Source organism: Deinococcus roseus, assembly GCF_014646895.1.
GTDB lineage: Bacteria > Deinococcota > Deinococci > Deinococcales > Deinococcaceae > Deinococcus_C > Deinococcus_C roseus.
Map to the genome: position 1 here is coordinate 169005 of NZ_BMOD01000005.1, position 24564 is coordinate 193568.

The window sequence follows — 24564 nt, forward strand, 5'->3', positions numbered from 1 at the left end:
CTGACAGCATGTTTCCGGTGCAGCAAATCACCCAGGCCCTCTACAACATGCCTTTTGGAATGGCCTGCCTCTGGGCGTTGACATGGAATGTCCTGATTTTGCTGGGTTGTGTGGCAGTGGGTGAACTGCTGATCCGCCTGAACCGGCAACACCGGGTGGCTGAAGTGCCCCCTCCACTGACGTTCACTGAGGTGGGACTGGCTGTGTCTACGGTGGTGCTCAACACCCTGATCAGCGTGCTGGGGATGTGGTTGTGGCGGATGGGGTGGATTCACCCCGTGCCTTTTTCTCTGGGCAGGATGCTGCTGGATTTTGGGGTGTTCTTTCTGGGGATGGATCTGGGCATGTACGTTCTGCACCGGGTGGCCCACCATCCCAGAATCTACCCCTGGGCACACCTGACCCACCACAAGTACGAGAATCCCAGGCCCCTGACCCTGTTTGTGCTGAACCCCCTGGAAGTGCTGGGATTCGGGTTTCTTTGGCTTTTTGCCGTGCTGGTCTACCCGGCCACTGTTGAGGGGATGGTGCTGTACCTGACCTTCAATGTGGTTTTCGGGTTGCTGGGGCATGTGGGAGTGGAGCCCTTTCCACTGGGCTGGATCAAACGCCCTGTTCTGAAAGAGATCTCCACCAGCACTTTTCATGCCGAACACCACCAGGACAGCCACCACAATTACGGGTTTTACACCCTGATCTGGGACCGTTTGCTGGGCACCCTCTCCCCTGCTTACGAGGAGGATTTCCAGCGCGCCAGAACCCAGCATTTTGACAGTTCAGACTGAAGCAGAGCGGGAACCCGAAGCTTGCAGTTCAGGATGGGCACTGCGGTACCAGGCAAGGGTTTGCTGGATGCCGTCTTTGAGAGGGGTGTATTGTGCCCCAAAGGTGCGTTCAAATTTGCTATGGTCCACGATGTAAGGCTGGTCGTGGTGGTAGAACACCTCGTTGACTTCCCGCACCATGGGGTTGATCAGTCCGAGCAGTTTTGAGCCAAATCGGGGAATGACCATCAACTGGGTTTTGCGGCCCAGTTGTCCGTAAACCATGTCCACAAATTCCCCGGCAGAAACGGTGGGCGCATTGGGCACATGCCAGCTCTGGCCCAGAGCACGTTCGTCCTGACCCAGCAGCACGAGGGCACGGGCAAAATCATCAATGAAAGTGTAGGTGTGGGGGGTGGTTTTGCTTCCCAGGTACTGGGCACCTTTGCCCTGAAGCGCATTCCTGAACACCAGTTCTCCCACAGAGGAAAGCCTGACATGAGGACCATAAAAATCTGAACCCTGCCCGATGGTGGCCCGCACCAGACCTTTTTTGTGGGCTTCCAGAAGCTGATTGGCAAGCTGTGAACGGATGATTCCTTTGCGGGTGTGTGCCAGGTGCGGGAGGGTTTCTTTGAGGGGGCCTTTCACCTCTCCGTACATGTAGAGGTTGTCTCCGTACACCACTTTTGCCCCGAGTTTGCTGGCGGTCTGGATGATGCCGTCCATCAGGGGTGGGGACTCTTCGGGCCAGCGGTGGTAGGGAGCCTGGGCGCAGTGGTACAGCACAGTGGCTCCGTGACAGGCATTCAGGGCAGAGGCAGGGTTGGTGATGTCTCCTTTGACCACTTCTGCTCCGCAACTGTCTACCACTTTTCCTGAACGGCTGACGATGCGGGCTTTTTTGCCCTGATGTTTCAATTCTCTGGCAATGGCAAGGCCAAGGGGTCCAGCTCCGACAATCACATGCAGTTCGCTGGGGTTCACTTTTGCGTTCATAAGGCCTCCACCGTCTGTTTTGAATGGTCCTTTTTGGACGGTCTAATTTAGGGTATACTATGGACATGAAAGATGCAAGCCTCGGACCCTCCTCTTACGCTGTGCTCGGCATGGTCAACAATTGCGGAGCCGCCACCTCCTACGACATCAAACGCCAGATTGACCAGTCCGTCGGGAATTTCTGGACGTTTGCCCGTTCCCAGCTGTACGCCGAACCCCAGCGTCTGGCCGAACTGGGCCTGCTGCAAGAAGAACAGGAAGACTTCGGACGCCGCCGCCGCCTGTTTCAACTGACCGAACAGGGCAAACAGGTGCTGGAAGCCTGGCTGAGCGACCCCGGCACCCCCACCACCGAACTGCGCGACATGGGCCTGATGAAGCTGTACTTTTCCAAAGGCAGACCCACCGAAGCCATCCGAACCCTGGCCAGACAGCAGCAGGAAGTCCACCGGACCAAACTCGCCGAATACCAGGAGATGCACAGACAGCTTTCCCTCATTCCAGAAGCCACCTTTGGACTGGCTTCCCTCAGGCTGGGGTGCCTGTTTGAAGAGAGCACCATCCAGTTCTGGGAGGAAATCGAGCAAAACCCTCCTGCATTGCCCCAGAAGCCAGAACGGCCACTGGAGGTGCAGGAGGGTTGAGTTTTAAAGTTTGAGTTTTAGGGTTTACATCTCACTGGGAATGCCGATGCCGAGCGCTCCCAGCACCTGTTCCAGCGTCTTGCGGACCCGCAGGACAATGTTCAAACGGGCTTCTCTGAGGCCAGGTTCTGCATCAATGACACGGGTGGCAGGTTTGCCATCTTTGTCTTTTTTGTTGTACCAACCGTTGAGTTCAGTGGCCAGATCCAGGGCATATTGCACCAGATGGTGGGGTGAGGTATCCCTGATGCACATGTCCAGCACTTCAGGAAAACGGGCCACCACTTTAAGCAAAGCAAGTTCATAATCCGTCACTTTGCTGTAATCAGCACCCTCAAAACCAAGCCCTGCTTCCTGTGCTTTTTTCAGGATGGTCTGGGCACGCACTGCAGCATATTGAACATAAGGTGCAGTGTCTCCGTTAAGGGCAAGAGCTGCGTCCCAGCGGAAATCAATCTGGCGGTTGGGTTCACTGCGCAACATGGAAAAGCGCAGTGCTCCCAGTCCCACTTTTTCTGCAACCTCATCAGGATCCTGATATTTTGCTATGTCCTTTAAAGCAGTTTTGGCACGGATTCTGGCTTCACTGATCACTTCATCAACAGAAACCGTAATGCCTTTCCGTCCAGAAATGGTCTGTCCTTCCAGAAGCACAGTCTCATATGCCAAATGGATGCTGTTCTCAGCTGCATCCTGATGACCCGCAATTGCAGGAGCCAGCCTCACAATACGCTGGGCCAGAGATTGCCTGACATCAATCACATTGATCACCCGTGTGGCATGGGCAAAATCCCCAGGCTGTCCATCGGGATGGGTGGTGTAAAGGGTTTTTCCACTGGGTTCGGTGGTGAAGGGTTTGTAGGTCAGTCCTTCAAACAGTCCGAATTTCCAGAACTGCTGACCGATGTCTTTTGCAGTATAGGTGGCGGTTCCATCGGAGCGGATCAGCACCAGATAGGGATCTTCCAGACCAGAAATGAAACTGGAAACATCCATCACGAAGCAGCCTGCGTACTTGCCCTCGGTGGGATGTGAGCAATACGGGCTTTCTTCCAGGATCTTCATAGCCTTGGCCAGAAATCCACTGCCCACAATGTCGGATTCCCAGACCAGCAGGTCGTATTCTGCACCCAGGGCATGGCAGGTTTCCAGGTGGGCATGCAGCACCTCTTCGATCTCGGTGCGCAGTTCTCCGGCTTCCAGTTTGTGCATGACCTCCCGGATGCCGGGTTCGAGATCGGCTTTCTGGGGGTCCGCGTTGAGCTTCACGTACAGTTCGCCCAGCCAGTGGTCGTATTTGGGTTCGCCCTGGTAGGAAGCTCCGTAGTGTGCTCTGGCAAAGAGGCTTTCTGCAGCCTGTCTGCCGGTGTCGTCAATGTAGTTTTGCACCTCAACGTTGTAGCCATTGGCCCGGAAAATGCGGGACATGGCGTCCCCGAGCACCACGTTTCTGAGGTGCCCGACGTGCAGTTCCTTGTTGGGGTTCACGGAGGTGTGCTCGATCAGCACCTTGCCGGGTTTCTGCCCAGGGGCAAAGTCATCCTCGGTGAGTCCTTTTACATAGCTGGGTACATCTACAAAGAAGTTGAGGTAGGGACCGACGTTTTCAGCACGGGCAATGCCCACAGGAAGCTGGATGCTGTCTTTGATTTCGGCGGCAATCTGCACCGGGTTTTTCTTGAGGGCCTTGGCCAGCTGGAAGGCCACGGGGGTGCCATAATCACCGGGCTTGTCCGAGGGGGTTTCCTGAATGGCCACCTCGATTTCGAGTCCGTGGTGGGAAATGGCCTGTTGAACGGCGCTTCTCAGCGCATCTTTGAGATTCATACCGGATTATCTTATACCGATTCTCTGCAGGCATCACTGAAAGCGCCTATAAGCAAGCAGCACAGGTGATCAGGTGCCTGGGCATGTGATGGTTTGACCTGTAACCCTCAGATTCAACGTTGCTGCCGAGACCCGTTGACGGGTCTTGCAAGGTGCCTGATTCAAGGTTTTCTAAAGGCATTTTGCAAGAATTCCCACTGTATTTTTCTTCATTTTGCTATGCTACCAGCATGAAAAGATTGATGTTATTTGCAACACTGGCCCTGTCGTTGAGTTCTTGCACCATTGTGATCCAGGACTTTGACATGGTGACGGAAGTGCGTCCTGCCAAAATCAAAGTGTGGTATTGCCCTTCCGACCAGAAGAGCTATGATTTTTCCTTTCAGACCTCTGGAACCATCAGCAGTTATGAAGCCATCTTGATGCCCGCAAACAGCAAACCCAACCCGAACACTGCTCTGGGTTCACTGGAGATCTTCCTGAAGGATGCCAGTGCAGGAACCTTCAAAAACACGGTGACCCTGGGACAGGATCAGGTGGGAATGCAGAAACTCAACATTGTGGTGCGTCCTCTGGATCACGATTACGAATTGTATGTGCGCACCATGGGCTCGGGATCCAGCAAGTATTCCGATTTTTATGGGGCCGCCGAGTACATCCAGGACTGCCGCTGACCGCTTGAGACTTCCCTCACAAGGAGTGCTATACTCTGGGTACCATGCAAGATAACCAGAGAATCTATGTCTTATGGATGAATGTCCTTGGCTGGATGCAGGAACTCTCCCAGGAGCTGGGGCTGCACTTCGTGAAGGTTTCGGACTTCCCGGATTACATTTACCGCATGGAACGGCAGTATGACCTGCCCACCATCATTGCCAGTGCCTCCGTGCAAAATACCCGTGGGGAAACCCTCCTGCTGGCAGCAGCCAGCCCCCGTCACGTTGAGGACAAAGGCATCAGCCTGAGGTTGCATGGGGGCAGCAAACACTGGCACCTGCATGAACACCATGGCGACCTGCTGGAAGGCAAACGCCCTTTCACCCGTGAACGCCTGAAAGAACTGCTGGAAAAAGCCAGAGACAGCGCTGGAACGGCAGCCTGAGCACCACAACCCCAGCCCACTGGACAACCTGACTTGTCCGGTGGGCTTTTTTCTGCTCTGATGTGAAGGTGCTTCGTGCTTTCTTCTTGCTGGGTTTCCTGAGCGGAACCACCATGGCCACTTCCCTGACCGCCCCTCTGGAACTGTATGTGCAGACACCCCAGAACCCTACCGCTGCCCCACTGGCCAAATTTGAACCTCCTGCAGGGTGTTATGTGGGTTTGTGGGCCGATCTGGATTCCCCGGATGGAAGGTCCGATCTGGACCGCCTGACTGAACTGGTGGGCTCCCACGCGGTGTATTTCCGCTACAACTTCTTTCGCAGGCCGGAGAATGCCAATCCCTGGTCGCCCTTCTTTCCGGCCAAATTTGTAGAGCAACTGGGAGGAGAGGATGCCGCCATCCATCTGGCCGTGGAACCCAGGATTCCTTTAAAAGAAGTCACGGAAGATCTGGTCAAAGAATGGGCCAGACAGGCGGGCGCCCTGAACCGTCCGATCTTCATGCGCTGGGCTTCCGAATTCAACGACACGGTGAACAGCTGGAACAAAGACCCCGTGCTTTACAGGGAGAAATTCCGTCTGGTGGCCCGCATCATGCATGAGGAGGCCCCCAATGTGGCGATGGTATGGACCCCCATGGCTTTCAGCGACCTGAAAAGCGTGATGGCGTATTATCCAGGTCAGGAATTTGTGGACTGGGTGGGCATCACACTCTACAGCAAGTACTACTGGAATGGAGATCCTGCCAGGGTGACCGTGAACCTGCTGCCCAATTCCAGGCTGGATGTGCTGTATCAGGCTTTCGCAGACAAGCACCCCATTCAGGTGTCTGAATATGCTGCAGAGCACCACAGTGCCTCAAGCAGCCGGGATCTGTCTTATTTTGCCACCGCCAAAATGCAGCAGTTTTACTTCAACATCATGCTGAAGTACCCGCGCATCAAGAACATCAACTGGCTGAATTTCGACATGACCGCAGCAGACGAATACAAAGGTTATCCGGCCACCCGCAGGGCCAATTACAACCTGCTGAAAAGCCCCAGTGTGCTGAAAACCTACCAGCATATCCTCAGCCAGCCTTACTTTCTGAAGACCTTCAATTCAGCTTCCAGGTACAGCTACCAGCCCATTCCTCCAGCCCTGAACCAGAACGCCGTGGTGCTGGGTTATGTGGCAGATGCCCGGGTGAGCAGTGTGCGGTACTTTCTGGATGGGCAACTGCTGCAGAAAACCAGCGTGGCCCCCTTCAGGGTGCAACTGCCCACCTTGAAAGCAGGCAAGCACACCCTGAAAGCGGTGGCCAATGTGGGAAGCCCGGTGCAGTACAGCTTCAAAATGCCCTGAATCAGGGGGTGGGCGTGTAAAACAGGGAAAAGCTGAGGTATCCGATCAGGATGCCCAGCACCAGGCCCATGGCCACCTCAAAATAGGTGTGTCCGAGCAGCACACGCAGCGGTTGTGGAGCAAACCCTTCGCGCATCAGTTCACGGATTTCCACCATCAGTTCGTTCAGCAGTTTGGCCTGCATGCCTGCAGAGCGCCTGACCCCTGTGGAGTCGTACATCACGATGCTGGAGAAAATCACCGCCACAGCAAAGATGGGGCTTCCCAGACCGTGGGTGTACCCAATTCCGGTGCAGAGGGAAGCAACCAGAGCAGTGTGGCTGCTGGGCATGCCTCCGGTTTCCACAAAGAGACCAGGCCTGAAACGCTTCTCGAGCACCAGCACCAGCAGCACCTTGAGCACCTGGGCCAGAAAAGCCGCAGCGAACCCGGTCCACAGCCACAGGTTGTTCAGCAAGTCCAGCATGCTCACCTCTGGCGTTCTGCAGCCAGCACGGTGTTCAGCATCAGGTTGGCCACCGTCATGGGTCCAATGCCTCCAGGCACCGGGGTGAGGGCTCCGGCCACTTCCTGAACTTCTGGGGCCACATCTCCGACCAGTTTCCCTTCCAGGCGGTTGACCCCCACATCCAGCACCACCGCGCCGGGTTTGACCATCTCGGGGGTGATGGTTCCAGGCCTGCCCACGGCAGCCACCAGCACATCTGCCCTGCGGGTGACTTCAGAGAGGTTCAAAGTCCTGCTGTGTGCAATGGTGACGGTGGCATCTCTGGAGAGCATCAGGGCAGCCAGGGGTTTCCCCACGATGTTGCTGCGGCCCACAATCACCACCTGTTTGCCTGAAAGCTGGATCTGGTGGTGGTCACAGAGGGCCAGAATGCCCGCTGGTGTGCAGGGCAGCAGGGCTTCCTGACCCAGCCAGAGTTTCCCCACATTTTCCGGGTGAAATCCGTCCACATCTTTGAGGGGGTTGATGGTTTCAATCACCGTCTGGGCATCGATGTGTCTGGGAAGCGGCAACTGCACCAGAATGCCGTGGGCATCCTGATCCTGATTCAGGTGCTCAATCAGGACCAGCAAATCTGCCTGGGAGCTCTCCTCTGGCAGCACATGCACCGTGGACTTCAGGCCAATTTCCCTGGCTTTCCTGTCTTTCAGGCGCACGTAACTGACACTGGCCGGATCCTCTCCGAGCCGCACCACATGCAGGTGAGGCACAAAAGGCAGGTTCTGCAGCCTCTCCCTGGCCTGTTGCAGCAGGCTTTCAGCAGCAGGCGCTCCCCGGAGTTCAATCACTGGGTTTCATCCTCGGTGGGAAGGTCTTCTGGAAGTTCTTCGAGGATTTCTTCGGGAATTTCTTCGGGGTCTTCTTCATGGCCCTGATCACCAGCCTGAAGCTTCACAGGTCTGGGGATGCTGCCATCCTGCAGGCCACGGGCCAGCTTGTCCAGCACGCTGTTCACAAAACGACCCGATTCGTCAGAACCGAAACGGCGGGCCATGCGAATGGCGCTTTCAATGACCACCGGAGCATCGGTCTGGAAGAACATCATTTCGGTGGCGGCAATGCGCAGCACGTTCACATCGGTCTGGGGCATCTGGCTGAAAGTCCATCCGGTGATGCTCATCTTGAGGGCCTGGTCCACCCCGTCCTGGTTGCGGTCGTAGGTGAGGGCGAGGTCCTCTGCGAACTGCTCGGCCTGGGGGGTCAACTCGGGGTAGACTTCGGTGTCTCCCTGTCTGGAGGCAGCCAGCACCCGTGAGAAGGTGTCCTGCATTTCCTGTTTGCCCTGCTGGGCTTCAAAAATCACCCGGAAAGCAAACTCGCGGGAGTTTCTGCGGGAACCGGTGGGCTGGTTTTTCTGTCGGCGGGTTTGATCTGACATTCACTTCCCTTTCTGACACACCAGAACCGTGAGCCATGGCCCACAATCTGAGAGCAGACAATCACTCTACAACGCTTTGTACCGTGATGTTCACGGCCCGAACTTTCAGGCCCGTCATGAGTTCAATGTTTTCGGCCACGCTGCGCTGCACCTCAGAGCACAGTTTCAGCAAATTGACCCCGTAACCGATGGTGAGTCCCAGGTCCACGCTGACCTGCTCCTGCTCCCGGTCCACCTTGATGGATTTGGATGGAGACTTCACCCCTGCCACATTCTGCAGGGTGAAGCCAGCAATGCCGATGATCACGTCTTTTGAGATGTTAAGCATAATCCTCCAGTCCCAGAGTGGGTTTCATCGATTTTGCCCTGCTGGCCCAGAAGGCAGACAGCGGAAAAATACCCCCGGAAACAAACCGTATACCAGTCTAGCACTTTCCTTTCAGGACGCTCCTGCAGTTCTCTTGCAGGAGCGTCCTGAAAGGAAAGAAGATTTTTGAACTATCATGAGAGCAACCTGAAGCCGTCCTGTCTTCCTGTCTCAGGTGCGAGGGATCAAAACATGAAAAAATGGTTTTTGCTGCTTTTGCTGGCTTCAAGTGCACACGCCCAGAATCCAGGACAGACGTTCAAGTCGCTTCCAGAAGGCGCAACCCTGATTTCGGAAAAAGAGTTTTACCTGCTGCAAAGCAAGAGCCCTCCTCTGCCACCTGTTGATGCGGGTTTTGAGGCCAGCAACCAGAAAGTGGTTAAAGCCTTCATGGCCCAGCACCCAGAACTCACCGATTTTCATGAACTGGTGAAACTGGCTCCACAGCCTGGAGATCCAGAAGTGCAATTTCTGGCCGATGGGAATTACCTGTTCACCACCACAGACAATGCCAAAAATCCCATGCCTGTGGTCACACTGGGAGAGGCCTTCAAATATTCCAGTCTGGCAGGCAGCATTCAGCATTTCCCACAGAAAAACAATCAGGTGCTGATGTACCAGATGCTTTATCCGGTGGTTCCCGCCAGGGACCGCAAACAATACAGTTATCCTGATCCTGCCAAGGTGGCGGGTCTGGACACAGAGCAGATCTCCCGCTGGAACGAGAGGATCGCCAGCAGCTACCGCGACCTGCTGTTGAAAAACACCCCCCAGCGACCTCTGGGATGGACCGACGACCCCACCCGTGAAGTGGGTTACCTGGATGGCAGTGACCGCGCACGTTCAGACTCCTGGTGTTCTGCACACAAAGCAGGGGGCGTTTACAACAATTTCAGCTGGCCCCTCAAGGACTTCACCACTTCGGTGAAAAACCAGGGCATGCGTGGGAGTTGTGTGGCTTTCGGGATCATTTCGGCCACCGAGACCCAGCATGCTTTTCGCCAACTGGAATGGGTGAACCTTTCTGAGCAGGCCTTTTACAACCGCATCACCTCAGTGTGGCAGCCCAGAGAATACGGAGACAACGCCGATGTGCGTTACGATTTTGATCAGGCGGTAAATGAACGTTACTTTTTTGCCCTGGAAAAAGAATGGCCCTACAACCCGTCTTACTTGCGTCAGGAAATCAGAGACGGGGACACCCTGTTGGGCTACCGGGGGTCTTGCACAGGTTACACCGACCCTTACTGCTCTGAAACCGCCCACCAGAGCCAGCAATTCTGTGCCAACATTGGCACCGGGTTCATCTGTCTGACCAACCCCAAACCCGTTGCTCCCACCAGCATCCTGCCTGCAGCCCAGGCCGAACTCTGGGACCACCGCAACCGGGAACGCTCGGTGGCCTACATCATTCTGGCCCTGAAACTGGGGAACAGCGTGGTTGCCAGCATGGGGGTGATGCCTGGATTTGATGGTGCAGACGCCAATGGTTTTGGCTATACGCGACCTCTCAACGTCAAATGGAAAAGCCGGGGTGGGCATGCCGTGCATTTCACAGGTGTGATCAGCAATGCAGAACTGGCCGCCATTTTGCCTGGAGCGCCCATGGGTGCCGGGGGCGGTTATTTCATCACCAAGAACTCCTGGGGGGCCTGCTGGAAAGATGGCGGCTACATCTACATCCCCTTTGATTACATGAAAAGCTACGGCTACTCTGCTGTGCGGGTGCAGGTGCCCTGATCAGCCCATTTGAGACATCATGAACCACAAAGAGGACCAGATGTTTTCTGGTCCTCTTTGCTTTTTGAGCAAAATCAGGCTTTGGTTTTTTCAGCAATCAGAGCATCCAGTGTGGTCTCGTCAATGACTTTCACCCCGAGGTCACGGGCCTTGTCCAGTTTGGATCCTGCATCTTCTCCGGCCAGCACGTAATCGGTTTTTTTGGTGACGCTGCCTGTCACCCTGGCTCCCAGGCGTTCCAGGCGTTTTTTGACATCGTCTCGGGGCTGGGACAGGCTTCCGGTGATCACGAATGTCAGGCCTGCCAGCTCTTCTCCTGCAGCTTCAAAGGTGCTCTTGAAGTTGAGGCCCTGTCCCCTCAGGCGCTCAACCACATCCCGCATGTTCTGGTCCTGCAGGGCATGGTAAACGCTCTCTGCGATGCGGTCTCCCAGACCGGGGATGTTGCAGAGGGTCTGTTCACTGGCATTCAAGAGGGCGTCCAGGTCCGGGAAGTGTTTTTCCAGCAGCTCAGCATTGCGTGCCCCCACATAACGGATGCCCAGCCCAAAAATCAGGCGGCTGAGGGGTCTGGTTTTGCTGTCCTGCAGTTGCTGCAGCAGTTTGGTGGCGTTCTTCTCCCCCATCCGTTCGATTTTCAGCAGGGTTTCGAGGTTCAGGTCATAGAGGTCTGCCACGCTTTTGACAATGCCTGTGTTCACCAGTTGCTCGAGGGTTTTTTCTCCCATTCCAGCAATGTCCATGGCCCCCTTGTGGATGAAATGCAGGATGCGCTGGTAAGACTGGGAAGGGCACTCTGGGTTCACACAGTAGGTGTCGGCGTTTTCGGGGTCACGGGTGACTTCGTGGTGGCACACCGGGCATTCTTTTGGGAACTGGAACAGCACAGAGCCCTCTGGGCGCAGTTCGGTCACCACCCGCACGATTTCGGGAATCACCCCTCCAGCCTTGCGGATCACCACGGTGTCTCCGAGGTGCAAATCCAGGTCCCGGATGAAGTCTTCGTTGTGCAGGGTGGCCCGGGCCACCGTGGAGCCTTCCACATCCACCGGATCCAGCACGGCCAGAGGAGCCAGCTTTCCAGTGCGTCCTACATTGATGGTGATGTCTCTGAGCACCGTCCTGGCTTCTTCCACGGGGAACTTGTAGGCAATGGCCCATCTGGGGGCACGGGAAGTGAAGCCCAGTTCGTTCTGCAGATCAAAACGGTCCACCTTGATCACAGAGCCGTCTGCATCCACAGGGAATTGTGGGCGTTGCTGGATCATCTCGCGGTGGTAATCGGTGGCCTCCTGCCAGCCCTGCACCCGTTTGGAGTAGGGGTTGGTCTGGAAACCGTGGCCTTGCAGCCAGGTCAGGAGGTCCCACTGGGTCTGGATGGAAAGCCCTTCTGTGCTGCCCAGCGCATAGAAGTTCACCTGCAGTTTTCTGCTGGCGGTGATGCTGGCATCTTTCTGCCTGAGGGAACCTGCAGCCGCATTTCTGGGGTTCTTGAAGACCGTGCCCCCCAGTTCTTCTGCTTCTGCATTGAGGCGCAAAAATTCCTCTTTGGTCATGAAGACCTCTCCACGCACCTCCAGATGCTCTGGGACGCCTTCCAGTTTTCTGGGTATACCTGGAATGGTCAGCAGGTTCTGGGTGACATCCTCCCCGATCACCCCGTTGCCCCGGGTGGCCGCCCAGATGAGGTTTCCGTTGTGGTAGTGCACGTTGATGCTCAGGCCGTCGATTTTCAGTTCGCAGGTGTAGTGGTAGGTCTGGCCACTGGTGCCCAGCACCCGGTTGATGCGGTCCTCAAAAGACTGCAAATCTGCATCATCGAAAGCATTGTCCAGGCTGGTCATGCGGTGCAGGTGCTGGATGGGCGCAAAAGGAGAGCGGGCAAGCAGGGCATGTTCGGCGGCTTCTTCGGTGTCTGCACCGACGGTCTGGGTGGGACTGTCTTTCACAATCCAGTCTGGATGCTGTTCTTCCAGGCTCCTGAGTTCGCGCATCAACTGGTCGTATTCGGCGTCGCTGACCAGCGGGTTGTCTTGCAGATAATAACGGCGGTTATGCTCCTGAATCTCGTTCACGAGGGACAAATAGTGTTCTTGGTTGCTCATCAGCAACATTATATTATGTTTTCAGCTAAAAAGTCAGCAGGGGATGGGTGCGCCGAGGGCCGAGAGCCGAGGGCATCCCACCGGTGATTTCAAGGGGTACAGCAATGCTTGTGTTTTGTCTGTGGGGCTTTTCAGCAGAAGCACCGAAAAGTAATGGTGCCAATGCTTTTCACGAATTTACCAAATTGTTTTTTAGGCAAGATCTCTGTAGCCATCCAATTTCAACCACCTGAGAAGAACCCCGCAAAGCTTTCAGGTTTTTGCCCTCGGCTCTCGGCCCTCGGCCCTCGGCGCACCCATCCCCCACCAGCCCCCCAAATCCTCTTTAAAAACCCCAAATTTCTTTATATCCCTTAACTTACAAAATCCTTGCAAATGAAACTTTTCTCGCAGAACGCAGTAGAAAAGCTTAACCGTGAATCGGGTCTAAACTCTTGCCTAAACAACTCTTGTACCATTATAGTCATAACAGGGAAACATCCCAGGAGGAAAAAGATGAAGAAAACCGCATTAATCGCTGTGCTGGGCCTGACTGCCATGCTGAGCGCAGCCAGTGCACAACAGGTCAAAGTGGGGATCGCATTCGATGCAGGCGGCAAGTTTGACCACTCGTTCAACGAGTCTGCCTGGAACGGTGCCAAGCGTGCCGAAAAAGACTTCAAGATCCTCCTCAAGGACTTCGAACCCTCCGACCCCAGCCAGGTGGTCAGCGGCATCCGTTCTTTCGCCCAGAACGGCTTTGACCTGACCCTCGCCATCGGGTTTGCCAACAATGCTTCCATCACCAGCGTGGCCAAAGAAAACAACGATCTGGCTTTCGGCCTGATCGACGACGTTTCAGAAGCCAAAAACGTGCAGAGCGTCACCTTCAAGGAGCAGGAAGGTTCCTACCTGGTGGGCTACATCGCCGGTCTGAGCACCTCCACTGGCGTGGTGGGCTTCATCGGCGGGATGGACATCCCCCTGATCCACAAATTTGAAGCTGGCTTCACTGCCGGTGTGAAAGCCGCCAACCCCAAAGCCAAAGTGATCGCCCAGTACGTGGGAACCACCCCCCAGGCCTGGAACGACCCCGCCAAAGCCAAGGAAATCGCTGGCACCATGAAGGCCCGCGGCACCGACATCATCTACGGCGCTGCAGGTGCTTCCGGCAACGGTCTGATCGACTTCGTGAAGACCACCCAGTGCATCAAGAAGAGCCAGCTGCCCAAAGGCGTTGCTTTCAGCAGCGACCTCTTCAAGAATGTGCCCAAGTCTGAAGGCTACCGTGCCAAGTGCACCGGAGACGCCCGCCCCATGTTCTTCATCGGTGTGGACTCTGACCAGACCCGCTTCGGCGACACCGACAGCAACTCCAAGACCCTCAACCACGGTCTGACCAGCATGCTGAAACGCGTGGACAACGCTGTGTACTCCATCATCAAAGGGGTTGTCACCAACACCTTCAAGGGTGGCGGCGTGAGCCTCGGTCTGAAAGAAGGCGGCGTGGGTTACGCTGTCAGCGACTACAACCGTGCCCTGCTCCCCCAGAGCCTGCTGGCCAAAGTCGAGAAGGCCAAAGCAGCCATCATCGCTGGCAAAGTCAGCGTTCCCGAGAAATAAACCCCACCTCAAGCAAAGAACCCTCTTTTCAGAGGGTTCTTTTTGTTTTGTCTGATCCGCTCTGTCCAGCCCTGCTCAGCCAGGAATCCACAGGGCTCTGGGGGATTCTTTCAGGAAGTCCTGCACCTCTTCCAGGTCGGGTCTTGCGGTCATGCTGGGGTCCAGCACGCCTGTGAATTCAGCCTCATAATGGTCCCCTTTGCGGTGAATGCGGTATTTCCCGGTGCAATTCGGGCAGCACACCACATCCCCATCCCCCTTGTCTTTTGGCAGCGCCAGAATGGGACCGCAAGCAGGGCAACCCACCAGCAGGCGACCTTCAGCACTGTGACCCAGGATGTGGTCCAGAACGCCTTTCTTGCCCAGATCCACAAAAAGTGGGGTGAGCTGGGGGTCAAACTGGGTGCCTGCCCCTTCAGTGAGGATGGAGAGGGCTTTTTCGGTGGGCATGCCTTTGCGGTAAGGCCGGGAACTGGTCATGGCATCGAAAGCATCTGCAATGGAAACAATTCTGGCGTACAAATTGGTTTCCTCTCCATGCTTGCCATAAGGGTACCCAGAGCCATCGTGCTTTTCATGGTGCTCCTCAATCATGGGGCGCACCAGATCTGCGAGGGGATGATCAGACATCGAACTTACCCCCACAATCGGATGCTGGCGCATCTTCATGAATTCATCGTCGGTCAGGCGTTCAGGTTTGTTGAGGATGGCATCTGGAATGGCGATCTTGCCCAGATCGTGAATCATTCCCCCCAGGGCCACCAGGAACACCTCGTCATGGCTGAGGTTCATGCTCTGGGCCAGCTTCACGGAGTACTGGCTCACCCTCCAGGTGTGCCCTCCGGTGTAGGGATCCCTTGCCTCGATCAGGGTGGCCAGGGTCAGCACGGATTTGAGCAGTGGTTCGTCGATCAGCATGATTTTCATAGGTTCCCCCTCAGCTTGACTTAAGTTTAAGTGATCTGGTGTCAAAGGAGCGTGAAAGGGGTAGCAGAAGGCTGAAGGCTGAAAGCAGAAGGCAAAAAGCTTATGCCTTGGCCTCCAAACCGCCTTGGCCTTCTTCTTGCTCCTTAAAGCGTGCCTCGGGGACGGCCCTGTCGGCACTGGGGCACTGCCTTTTGCCTTCTGCTTTTGAACGCAGATTCCTTGTCTCAACCCCCTAACAGCAGTAGTATGTCCCCATGACCCAGGCCAAACCCTATGCCATCGAACTCAAGGGCATCACCAAGCGTTTTCCGCTGGTGCTGGCCAACGACAACATCAACCTGAAGGTGAAATGGGGCAGCATCCATGCGCTGGTGGGAGAGAACGGCGCAGGGAAAAGCACCCTCATGAAAATCCTTTATGGCATGCAGCCCCCCACCAGTGGCGAAATCTGGGTGAACGGGCAGCAGGTGCATTTCCACGATCCCAAAGACTCGATTGCGCAGGGCATCGGGATGGTGCACCAGCACTTCATGCTGGTGGAACCCCTGACCGTGACCGAGAACGTGATTCTGGGGATGGAGCCCACCAGTGGCACCAGCATCAATTACGCTGCTGCACGCAAACGGGTGAGGGAATTGATTGAGCAGTTCAAGTTTGATCTGGACCCGGATGCAAAAATTGAGGATCTGGCTGTGGGGGTGCAGCAGAAGGTGGAGATTCTGAAAACCCTGTACCGGGGAGCCAAAATCCTGATTCTGGACGAACCCACTGCAGTCTTGACCCCCAATGAAACAAAAGAGCTTTTTTCTTTTTTGAAAAACAATTACATCGCGCAGGGGAACAGTGTGATTTTCATTTCCCACAAGCTGCACGAGGTTTTAGAGCTCTGTGATGAGATCTCGGTGATCCGGGACGGCAAGATGATTGGCAGCATTGATGCAAGTGATGCCACCGAGATCAAGATTGCCCGCATGATGGTGGGCCGCGATGTGGTGCTCAGCGTGGAGAAAGCCCCACCCCAGCCCAAAGAAGTGGCGCTGGAATTGAAAAATGTCAAGGTGCAGGGACCCAACAAGAAGCCTGTTGTGAACAACGTGAGCTTTTCCGTGCGGGCCGGAGAAATTGTGGGCATTGCCGGGATCGAAGGGAACGGCCAGAGCCAGCTGGTGGAAGCCATCACGGGCCTGGAACACGTCAACTCCGGGCAAATTCTGTACCAGGGCAAGGACATCCCCCGTGCCAATGCAGCAAAAGTCAGTCTGGCCGGGGTGTCCCACGTTCCAGAGGACCGCAACGAACGGGGTCTGGTGGTGGACATGACCACCGCCGAGAACATGATTCTGGGGCAGCATGACCGCTCTCCTTTTGCAGGTTTTCTGGGATTGCTGGACCTGGAGAAAATCGAGCAGATCTCCAGAGAACGCAGCGAGAAGTTCGATGTGCGTCCCAGAAGCACTTCCCTGCTGGCCAGCCAGTATTCGGGGGGAAATGCCCAGAAGATCATTGTGGCCCGTGAGATGGCCAAAAACCCCAAAATCCTGATTGCCAGTCAGCCCACCCGTGGGGTGGACATTGGGGCCATCGAGTTCATCCACAAGCAGATTGTGGCAGCCCGCGACCAGGGTCTGGCCGTGCTGCTGGTCAGTGCAGACCTCACCGAAGTGATGAACCTCTCTGACCGCATTCTGGTGATGTTCGAGGGGGAAATGGTGGGCGAGGTGGATGCCGAAGTCGCCACCCAGGAACAACTGGGCCTGATGATGGCTGGTGTGCGGGATGGTGCCAGGGGCTGAAACCACGGCTGTCTGTCATGACTGGAAAAATCCAGGAAGGCACCCTGATCATGGGGTGCTTTTTGTTTCACCCAGCACCTGCAAAATCGTCTGATGCGCCCGTCCCAGCTGCGTTGACGTGGTGCAGTAGGGGGGCATCAGGTAAAGGGTGTTGCCCAGGGGACGCAACAACAAACCTTTTTGCAAAAACGCATTTCTGAGGTTCAGACTGCATGATGAGCCGTACTCTCCCTGACACTGCCATTCAAATGCCAGCAAGGTGCCCAGAACACGGGCACCCTGGATGTCTTTCTGGGGCTGCAATTCGGTCAGGAAGGTGCGGTGCTGCTCTTCAATGCGTGAAATGTTCTGCAGGGTTTCAGGATGCAGCAGAAGCTCCAGAGAAGCATTTGCCACTGCACAGGACAGCGGGTTGGCGGTGTAAGAATGTCCGTGGGCAAATGCACGGCTGAAGGAATTCCCCTCGAACGCTTCAAAGATCTGACTTGTGGTGAGGGTCACCCCCAGAGGCATGAACCCTCCCGTGATGCCTTTGGAGAGGCACAGGAAATCGGGCTTCACAGGGGTGTGCTGAAAAGCGAACAGTTTTCCAGTGCGGTAAAACCCTGTCATCACCTCGTCCAGGATGACCAGACCTCCGGCCATTCTGACCTTCTGGCACACGGCTTCCAGAAATTCCGGGCTGTACATGCGCATGCCTGCGGCCCCCTGCACCAGAGGCTCCAGAATGACTGCAGCCACATCTGCTGCATGTTGTTGCAGATGACGGTCCAGCCAGTCCAGAGAGGCTTGTGGGGCTGCCGGGAAAGGCAGGGCATCCACAGCAAAAAGCAGGTGCTCAAAAGGGCCATAAAACCCCGAGCTCTGCCCCACCGACATGGCCCCAAAAGTGTCTCCGTGGTAACCCCCCTGCAAGGTCAGGATGCGTTTTCTGGGCTGTTCAAGGTTGTGCCAGTATTGCAGGGCCATCTTGAGGGCCACTTCCACACTGGTGGAGCCATTGTCCGAGAAGAACAGGCGGTCCAGTCCTGAGAGCCTGCACAGGCTTTCTGCAAGCTGTTCTGCGGGCTGGTGGCTGAACCCTGCAAAAATCACGTGTTCCAGCGTCTGTGCCTGCTGATAAAGGGCTTCTGCAAGGACGGGATGGGCATGCCCGTGCAAATTGACCCACCAGGAGGAAATCAGGTCCAGCAGTTCCAGGCCGTCTTCGGTGTAAAGCACGCTTCCCTGACCCCGCACGATTTTGATGGGGTCCGGTGCGGTTCTGGTCTGGGTGAAGGGGGGCCAGATGAAATCAGAAGCCATGCAGGGTCTCCACAAATGCAGTCAGGCTGGCCGGGGTCAGTTCAGAGAACAGCGGCAGACGAAACAGGATGGGAACGCTACCGTAATGCTCGATGGCCTGGGTGCCAGTGGGCTCAGCCTCTCCCACCTGCACCACGCCCAGAATTTGAAGGTTTCGGTGCCTGAGGGCCTGCAAGGTCAAAAGGGTGTGGTTGATGGTGCCAAGCTGTGTTGAAGCCACCACCACCACGGGCAACCCAAAATGCGCCATCACATCCAGCATCAGGTGTTGCCCGTTGATGGGCACCATCACGCCTCCTGCCCCTTCCACCACCAGAGGGTTTGTCTCTGGAAGCTGGAGGTCCGAGAGCTGGATCTCTGCACCTGCCAGCTTTGCAGCAGCATGGGGCGACACTGGCTCTGGAAAGTGGTGCCTGGGCGGCACAGCAGGAGCACCCGTGAGCCTCTGGACGGTTTCGGTGTCCGAATCCAGTCCGGTCTGGATGGGCTTGAAGTAACTGGCTTTCCAGTGCAGGCACAAAGCAGCGCTGACAATGGTTTTGCCCACCCCCGTTCCTGTTCCGGTCACAAATGCTTTTTTCATTTCTGGCACACTCCATACAGCACCTGATAGGTCACAGGAACCCCCTGAGGGTATGCATGGTCATAGCGCCTGAGGGCATCTCGCATCAGGTGGGCGGGCAGATGCACTGCGGACCCAGCTGCCCCTGCATTCTTGATGGCCCTGAGGGCTTCCAGAGCATTCTGGTAGGTCAGGGTGTGGGTCTCGGTGTGGCATTGCAGACCGGGCCAGGAGTGCCATGCTTTCAAGGGAAGATGACCCATCTGGTGGGTTTGAATGGGAAGTTGATGGTGCCTGTAGGTTTCCTGCAAGCAGGTGTGCCATTCCTGCAAAGTACCCTGCAAAAGCACCGAGAAAACCAGCTGCCCATTGGCTTGAAGGTGCTGCCAGTAACGTCTGAGGTCTGCCACAGGATCCCTGAACCACTGGGCTGCACAGCTGCTGACAATCAGGTCTTGCAGGGCAGGAGGATGGTACTGTTCAGCTTCTGCATGGACCAGAGCGGCCTTTGAGGTCCAGGGTTTTTGCTGCATTTGCTGCAGCATCCCTGGACTGGCATCCAGCAGGGTCAGGTGGGCCTGTGAATATGTGCTGTACAGGTGATCACTCAGGAATCCAGTGCCGCAGCCCAATTCCAGCACCTGATGTACACCGTCCGATGCAGGCAGAAAATCCAGCAGGCGCAGGGCAATGGTGCGCTGCACGGTGGCATGCTGCTCATAGGTGTGGGCATGGCGGGTGAAGGTGTCTGCAACAAAAGGGGTCATGCCATGCTCCGCAAAACCTGTGCAATGTTCTGGGGGAGGGTGAGCATCAGGAGGTGCCCTCCATCCAGCACCTCAAATGGCAGCTGCTCAGGGGGGCGCATCAGGGGATCATGGGTGCCATGCAGCCAGTGACCGTGCAAATGGGTCAGGTCAGAGTGATCGGTGTCCTGCAGCACCTGCAAGCCTGCGATCAGGGCTTCTGTAGGCCAGAGGCCTCTGGTCTGCAATACCTCCTCATGGCCGATGTGCTGCCAGAAATCCTGAATGACTTTTGCAGGATCGTGCCTGAGTTTGCGCACCATCTGTTGCAACACCCGTGCAGGCCACACCTCCGTGAACTTCAGGCTGCCAGAGAGCACCAGCACCTGAAAGGTGGGGTTGGCTTTCCAGCAACTGAGGGCCAGGGTTGCACCCAGAGACCAGCCCACCACCACATCTGGCTGCACTTCAGCAATCCGGGTTTGCACCAGAGAAACAAAATCTTCAGCAGATGTGCAGTTGTGGTACGTCAGGGTGTGGTGTTCAAAATCTGGGAGCAAGGCGTGCACCTGCTGCCAGATTTCTGCAGAAAAAGACCAGCCATGCAACCAGAGCACCTTTTGAAATGTCGCTGTCACTGTCCCAGCTCCAATTTCTGGCAGGTGCTGATGATGGTGTCCAGGGCGTGTTGCAGATCTTCCCAGCGGTGAGCAGCAGTCAGGGAGAACCGGATGCGGGCCGTTCCTGCGGGCACTGTGGGCGGACGGATGGGAATGGCCGCCAGTCCTGCCCCTTGCAAAGCTGTGCCCAGACGCAGGGCGTTTTCGTTGCTGCCCACCAGCAGGGGAATGATCTGGGTGCTGGAAGCTCCACAGTTCAGGCCTGCTGCCTGCAGTTGCTCCCGAAACTTTTTTGCATTCAACTGCAAGGTCTCGCGTTCCTGGTCCATCTGCATGGCTTGCTGCAGGTTCAGCAAGGATCGGGCCACCACACTGGGGGGCAATGCCGTGGTGAACACCCAGCTTCGGGCCTGCTGCATCAGGTGCTGGATCAGCACCCGGTCTCCGGCAATGTAAGCCCCATGTGAACCGTAAGCCTTGCCCAGGGTGCCCATCAGGATGTCGATGTGGGATTGCAAATGGTGGGCGTGGGCCAGACCTGCACCTTGCGGCCCGAATACGCCTGCGGAGTGGGCCTCGTCCAGCATCAGGTATGCGCCGTACTGGTGTTTCAGGCGCACCAGTTCGGTCAGGTGGGCCTGCGTGCCATCCATGCTGAACACTGCATCGGTGACGATCCATCGCCTTCCCGTGGTGGGGCTGTTCTGAAGGGCTTTTTCCAGGGCTCCCAGGTCAAAGTGGGCATAACGCTGGACTTTTGCACCGCTGAGCCGGATTCCGTCAATGATGCTGGCGTGGTTCAGACGGTCACTGAACACCGTGTCATGTCGGGACACCAGAGCTGCCAGGGTGCCCGTGTTGGCCGCATAACCACTGCAAAAAGTGAGGGCAGCTTCGGTGCCTTTGAGCTCAGCCAGTGCCGTTTCAAAACGCGGGTAAATGGGGTGGTTTCCCACCACCAGACGGGAAGCGGTGCTGGCATGGCAGTTCAAAGCCGCCTGGATCAGGGGATCAGCGGTGGTGGGCTGGTGTCTGGAAAGGCCCAGATAATCGTTAGAAGCCAGATCCAGTTGCAACTGCCCCCCCCTGCGAATCCATCCGGGGCGTTCCGCAGGTTCGCTGCTGGTGAGGGAGCGCAAAAGGCCTTGTTGCTTCTGCTCCTCCAGCAGGCTTTGCAAGTGGCTCCACTTCTCTGGTAAACCATTCATCTGAAAAACAGTTTACATAAATTCTGTCAAACCTCACAATTTTTTGACCTACCATGACATCAGGCCGCTTTTTGATTCCCAAAACCAGATTCTGTTTCCCAGAGGTGACCCATGTACAAATGGCTGATGTTGAGTGCCTCCCTGCTTTTGATGGCCCAGGCCCCCCATGTGGCGGCCCAGAGCATCGTGACCCGACCTGCATTGACCGTAAAAACCACACCCAGAGAAACCCCGGTGCAATTGCGGGCAGTGACCGTCAATGCAGAAATCAGTGGCCCTTTTGCACAGACAGAAATCGAATTGACTTTTTACAACCCCAACCGCCGCATTCTGGAAGGAGAACTGGAATTCCCCCTGCTCGAAGGCCAGACCGTGACGGGTTTCGCACTGGATTTCAATGGCAAATGGCGGGATGCCGTGGCCATCGAGAAACCCAGAGCCCAGCAGGTCTTTGAAGATGTGGTTCGCGGGAATGTGGACCCTGCCCTCTTGCAGGTCACAAAGGGCAACAATTACAAACTCCGGGTTTATCCTTTGCCTGCCCAGGGCATCCGCAAGGTCAAGTTGCGCATCACCGAACACCTGAACAGCGCAGGAGGGGTGTACCGCCTGCCCCTCAGCTACAGTGCCCTCTCGCGCCTGCGGGTCAACCTGAACATCACCAACAACGACGCCACCCTGAGAACCCCAGAGGGCCTCTCAGAATTGCAGGATCTGGAACTCAAACCCAGAGGAACATCCGGGCAAAGCCTGCAGTTCGATGAAGCCAACTTCACCGGAGAGGGCATGCTGGAAGTGCAACTGACCGGGGCAAGCGAAACCGCAACCTTCAGCCAGAACCTGCAAGGCCAGCGTTACTTCATGGCGGTGGTGCCCAGACCCCAGCTGACGGTTCCCAGAATTGCGCCCCAGAGTATGGAAATCCTCTGGGACAGTTCCCTCTCTGGACTGAAACGCGACCATGACAAAGAACTGGCCCTGCTGGAGGGGTATTTCCAGAAATTCCCGAACCTGACCGTCAAACTGGTGCGTTTCCGCAACGTGGCAGATGCAGCAGAGACTTTCGAGGTCAAAGGGGGCAACTGGGAAGACCTGCGTGAGGCGCTGCTGAAAACCATTTATGACGGGGGCACCGATTTTGATGCCCTGAATGCACCTCCTGGGGCTTCTGAGCGTCTGATTTTCACTGATGGACTGGACAACATGACCGAAGCAGCCCTGGCTGCATCCAGTGTTCCGGTTGATGTGGTCTCCTCTGCCGTCAGCAGTGATCCAGTGCGCCTTAAATTTCTGGCCCAGTCTGGCGGCAAGAGCATCAACCTGACCCGCCTGTCAAAAGACCAGGCCCTGCAGGAATTGCTGTATGGCACTGTGCAGCTGCAGAAACTGACGGCCCGAGGAGCAAAAAATCTGGTGGTGCACGAGGATCCAGAAAGCTGGACCATTGCTGGCATCCTGACCGACAACACCGCCCAGCTTTCCTACCAGCTGGCAGGTGAAACGCAAACCCTGAAAGTCAGCAGTGCATCCCCTCGCAGCACCCAGGTTGCACCCCTGTGGGCCAGCTGGACTGTGGAACAGTTGCGTGGAGAGGAACGCCTGAACGAAGCGGCCATTCAGCGGCTGGGCAAACAGTTCAATCTGGTGACCCCCCAGACCTCATTGATCGTGCTGGACACCGTTCAGGACTATGTGCGTTATGAAATTGAGCCTCCTGCAGAACTGCAAGCAGAGTACCAGCAATTGATCCAGGAGCAGGACAACACTGTGCAAACCCAGAAACGCAACCATCAGGACATGGTGCTGGGCTTGCTGCAGGGGTACCAGGATTGGTGGAAAAAGGATTTCCCCAAAGGAGACGTTCCCAAACCTGCAGAACCCCAGAAATCTGGAGAAGCCGAAGGAGAAGAGGGAATCGCCTTCGACATGGCAGAAACAAACGACACAGAAATGCGACTCTCACGCAATGAAATGCCCTCCCCTTCTGTTGCTGCGCCTGCTTCCATGGCCCCCAGCCCTGAACCTGTCGCTGCAGACACAGCGGGAGGCGTTCCACAACCAGCAGGCAACCAGATCAGCATCCAGTTGAAAAAATGGACCTCAGATGCCCCGTACATTCGGCGCATGCAGGAAGCCCAGGCCAGAGACCTGTATGCCATCTATCTGGATGAACGCCCTGAATATGAAAACAGCACGGCTTTCTTTCTGGATGTGGCAGACCAGCTCTTTGAGAAAAAACTTCCCGATCTGGCTTTGAGGGTCCTCAGCAACCTCTCTGAACTGGAACTGGAAAACCGCTCGATCCTGCGCATTCAGGCCTACCGTTACCTGCAGGCTGGATACCCTGAACTGGCCATTCCCCTGCTGGAAGAGGTGGTGAAACTGGCCCCCTACGAACCCCAGAGTTTCCGGGATCTGGGTCTGGCTTACCAGCAGGCCCACAAAGACCAGAAAGCCATTGAGAACCTGTACCGGGTGGTGGACCAGCAGTGGGATGGCCGTTTCTCTGAGGTGGAACTGATTGCCCTCAATGAGCTGAACGCCATTGTGCACGCTTCAAAAACAAAGCTGGACACCAGCTTCATGGATCCCCGTTTCCTGCAGGATTTGCCTGTGGATCTGCGGGTGGTGCTGACCTGGGATGCAGACAACACCGACATGGATTTGTGGATCACCGACCCCAACCAGGAACGGGTGTATTACGGGCACCGCCTGAGCCACCAGGGTGGGCGCATCTCCCACGACCTGACAGGTGGCTATGGACCAGAGGAGTTTTCCCTCAAAACAGCCAAAAAAGGCAAGTACACCATTCAGGCCGATTATTACGGCAGCCGTCAGCAGATTCTGGCTGGAGCGGTGACCCTGCAAGCCAAACTGATCACCCACTTTGGAACCCCAGAGCAGCAGGAACAGCTGATCACCCTGCGCCTCAAGGACAGCAATGACAATGTGTTTGTGGGGGAATTTGAAGTGAAGTGAGTGGGAAAAACAGGAAGCAGCATAGATCAAACCTCTGCTGCT

The 24564-nt window shown here is 56.0% G+C and carries 22 protein-coding genes; 9 read left to right on the forward strand and 13 right to left on the reverse strand.

Features of this window, described 5'->3' with window-relative positions; all coding sequences use genetic code 11:
- The first annotated feature begins 8 nt into the window (after window positions 1-8).
- A complete protein-coding gene (locus tag IEY52_RS09475; RefSeq protein WP_229684701.1) occupies window positions 9-785 on the forward strand; it encodes a sterol desaturase family protein in 777 nt (258 codons plus the stop codon).
- Here the strand turns inward: IEY52_RS09475 and IEY52_RS09480 are convergent.
- A complete protein-coding gene (locus IEY52_RS09480; RefSeq protein ID WP_189002439.1) occupies window positions 777-1763 on the reverse strand; it encodes an NAD-dependent epimerase/dehydratase family protein in 987 nt (328 codons plus the stop codon). The genes IEY52_RS09475 and IEY52_RS09480 overlap by 9 nt on opposite strands.
- 65 nt (window positions 1764-1828) lie before the next feature.
- Here IEY52_RS09480 and IEY52_RS09485 point away from each other — a divergent pair, with 65 nt between their 5' ends.
- The gene (locus IEY52_RS09485; RefSeq protein WP_229684702.1) at window positions 1829-2407 is read left to right on the forward strand and encodes a PadR family transcriptional regulator; all 579 of its coding nucleotides are present in this window, start codon (window positions 1829-1831) and stop codon (window positions 2405-2407) included.
- A 24-nt stretch (window positions 2408-2431) separates the two neighbouring features.
- Here the strand turns inward: IEY52_RS09485 and IEY52_RS09490 are convergent, their stop codons facing one another.
- Window positions 2432-4234 (reverse strand): arginine--tRNA ligase, encoded by a 1803-nt coding sequence (locus IEY52_RS09490; RefSeq protein ID WP_189002441.1) that lies wholly within the window; start codon window positions 4232-4234, stop codon window positions 2432-2434.
- A gap of 230 nt (window positions 4235-4464) precedes the next feature.
- Here IEY52_RS09490 and IEY52_RS09495 point away from each other — a divergent pair, with 230 nt between their 5' ends.
- The 3 genes from IEY52_RS09495 (at window position 4465) to IEY52_RS09505 (ending at window position 6682) form a co-directional block, all read left to right on the forward strand.
- Complete coding sequence (locus tag IEY52_RS09495; RefSeq protein WP_189002442.1) at window positions 4465-4908, forward strand: hypothetical protein; 444 nt, start codon at window positions 4465-4467, stop codon at window positions 4906-4908.
- Between the two features lie 44 nt (window positions 4909-4952).
- Window positions 4953-5336 carry an NADH-quinone oxidoreductase subunit 15 gene (locus tag IEY52_RS09500; RefSeq protein ID WP_189002443.1) on the forward strand — a complete coding sequence of 128 codons (384 nt, stop codon included), beginning with the start codon at window positions 4953-4955 and terminating at the stop codon, window positions 5334-5336.
- Window positions 5337-5404: 68 nt separating this feature from the next.
- The gene (locus IEY52_RS09505) at window positions 5405-6682 is read left to right on the forward strand and encodes a glycosyl hydrolase (protein WP_189002444.1); all 1278 of its coding nucleotides are present in this window, start codon (window positions 5405-5407) and stop codon (window positions 6680-6682) included.
- A gap of 1 nt (window position 6683) precedes the next feature.
- On the opposite strand, the gene IEY52_RS09510 is transcribed toward IEY52_RS09505, so the two are convergent.
- From IEY52_RS09510 to IEY52_RS09525, 4 genes are all read right to left on the reverse strand, one after another.
- Complete coding sequence (locus IEY52_RS09510; protein ID WP_189002445.1) at window positions 6684-7148, reverse strand: divergent PAP2 family protein; 465 nt, start codon at window positions 7146-7148, stop codon at window positions 6684-6686.
- A 2-nt stretch (window positions 7149-7150) separates the two neighbouring features.
- Entirely contained in the window at window positions 7151-7978 is an 828-nt protein-coding gene (locus IEY52_RS09515; protein WP_189002446.1) for a bifunctional 5,10-methylenetetrahydrofolate dehydrogenase/5,10-methenyltetrahydrofolate cyclohydrolase, read from the reverse strand.
- Window positions 7975-8568: a transcription antitermination factor NusB gene (nusB, locus tag IEY52_RS09520; protein WP_189002447.1), complete on the reverse strand. Its 594-nt coding sequence runs from the start codon at window positions 8566-8568 to the stop codon at window positions 7975-7977. The genes IEY52_RS09515 and nusB overlap by 4 nt, the downstream gene beginning before the upstream one ends.
- 61 nt (window positions 8569-8629) lie before the next feature.
- Window positions 8630-8896 (reverse strand): Asp23/Gls24 family envelope stress response protein, encoded by a 267-nt coding sequence (locus tag IEY52_RS09525; RefSeq protein WP_189002448.1) that lies wholly within the window; start codon window positions 8894-8896, stop codon window positions 8630-8632.
- Between the two features lie 231 nt (window positions 8897-9127).
- On the opposite strand from IEY52_RS09525, the gene IEY52_RS09530 reads away from it, so the two are divergent.
- The gene (locus tag IEY52_RS09530; protein ID WP_189002449.1) at window positions 9128-10675 is read left to right on the forward strand and encodes a C1 family peptidase; all 1548 of its coding nucleotides are present in this window, start codon (window positions 9128-9130) and stop codon (window positions 10673-10675) included.
- A gap of 74 nt (window positions 10676-10749) precedes the next feature.
- On the opposite strand, the gene ligA is transcribed toward IEY52_RS09530, so the two are convergent.
- Window positions 10750-12780 carry an NAD-dependent DNA ligase LigA gene (ligA, locus tag IEY52_RS09535; protein ID WP_229684703.1) on the reverse strand — a complete coding sequence of 677 codons (2031 nt, stop codon included), beginning with the start codon at window positions 12778-12780 and terminating at the stop codon, window positions 10750-10752.
- 495 nt (window positions 12781-13275) lie between these two features.
- Between ligA and IEY52_RS09540 the strand changes: the two genes are divergently transcribed.
- On the forward strand, window positions 13276-14382 hold the full coding sequence (locus IEY52_RS09540; RefSeq protein WP_189002451.1) for a BMP family lipoprotein: 1107 nt from the start codon (window positions 13276-13278) through the stop codon (window positions 14380-14382).
- 75 nt (window positions 14383-14457) lie between these two features.
- On the opposite strand, the gene IEY52_RS09545 is transcribed toward IEY52_RS09540, so the two are convergent.
- Window positions 14458-15309, reverse strand: a complete 852-nt coding sequence (locus IEY52_RS09545; protein WP_189002452.1) for an HD domain-containing phosphohydrolase — start codon at window positions 15307-15309, stop codon at window positions 14458-14460.
- A 254-nt stretch (window positions 15310-15563) separates the two neighbouring features.
- On the opposite strand from IEY52_RS09545, the gene IEY52_RS09550 reads away from it, so the two are divergent.
- Window positions 15564-17102 (forward strand): ABC transporter ATP-binding protein, encoded by a 1539-nt coding sequence (locus IEY52_RS09550; RefSeq protein ID WP_189002453.1) that lies wholly within the window; start codon window positions 15564-15566, stop codon window positions 17100-17102.
- Between the two features lie 48 nt (window positions 17103-17150).
- Here the strand turns inward: IEY52_RS09550 and bioA are convergent, their stop codons facing one another.
- The 5 genes from bioA to IEY52_RS09575 are packed head-to-tail and all read right to left on the reverse strand — an operon-like array spanning window position 17151 to window position 21543.
- Window positions 17151-18407: an adenosylmethionine--8-amino-7-oxononanoate transaminase gene (gene bioA, locus IEY52_RS09555; protein WP_189002454.1), complete on the reverse strand. Its 1257-nt coding sequence runs from the start codon at window positions 18405-18407 to the stop codon at window positions 17151-17153.
- Window positions 18397-18990 carry a dethiobiotin synthase gene (gene bioD, locus IEY52_RS09560; protein ID WP_189002455.1) on the reverse strand — a complete coding sequence of 198 codons (594 nt, stop codon included), beginning with the start codon at window positions 18988-18990 and terminating at the stop codon, window positions 18397-18399. The genes bioA and bioD overlap by 11 nt, the downstream gene beginning before the upstream one ends.
- Window positions 18987-19736, reverse strand: coding sequence for a methyltransferase domain-containing protein (locus IEY52_RS09565; RefSeq protein WP_189002456.1), 750 nt, complete (start codon window positions 19734-19736; stop codon window positions 18987-18989). Before IEY52_RS09565 ends, bioD begins: the two co-directional genes overlap by 4 nt.
- The gene (locus IEY52_RS09570; RefSeq protein ID WP_189002457.1) at window positions 19733-20353 is read right to left on the reverse strand and encodes an alpha/beta fold hydrolase; all 621 of its coding nucleotides are present in this window, start codon (window positions 20351-20353) and stop codon (window positions 19733-19735) included. Before IEY52_RS09570 ends, IEY52_RS09565 begins: the two co-directional genes overlap by 4 nt.
- Window positions 20350-21543 (reverse strand): aminotransferase class I/II-fold pyridoxal phosphate-dependent enzyme, encoded by a 1194-nt coding sequence (locus tag IEY52_RS09575; RefSeq protein WP_189002458.1) that lies wholly within the window; start codon window positions 21541-21543, stop codon window positions 20350-20352. The genes IEY52_RS09570 and IEY52_RS09575 overlap by 4 nt, the downstream gene beginning before the upstream one ends.
- Window positions 21544-21654: 111 nt before the next feature.
- Between IEY52_RS09575 and IEY52_RS09580 the strand changes: the two genes are divergently transcribed.
- Window positions 21655-24522, forward strand: coding sequence for a DUF2135 domain-containing protein (locus IEY52_RS09580; protein WP_189002459.1), 2868 nt, complete (start codon window positions 21655-21657; stop codon window positions 24520-24522).
- The last annotated feature ends 42 nt before the right edge of the window (window positions 24523-24564 follow it).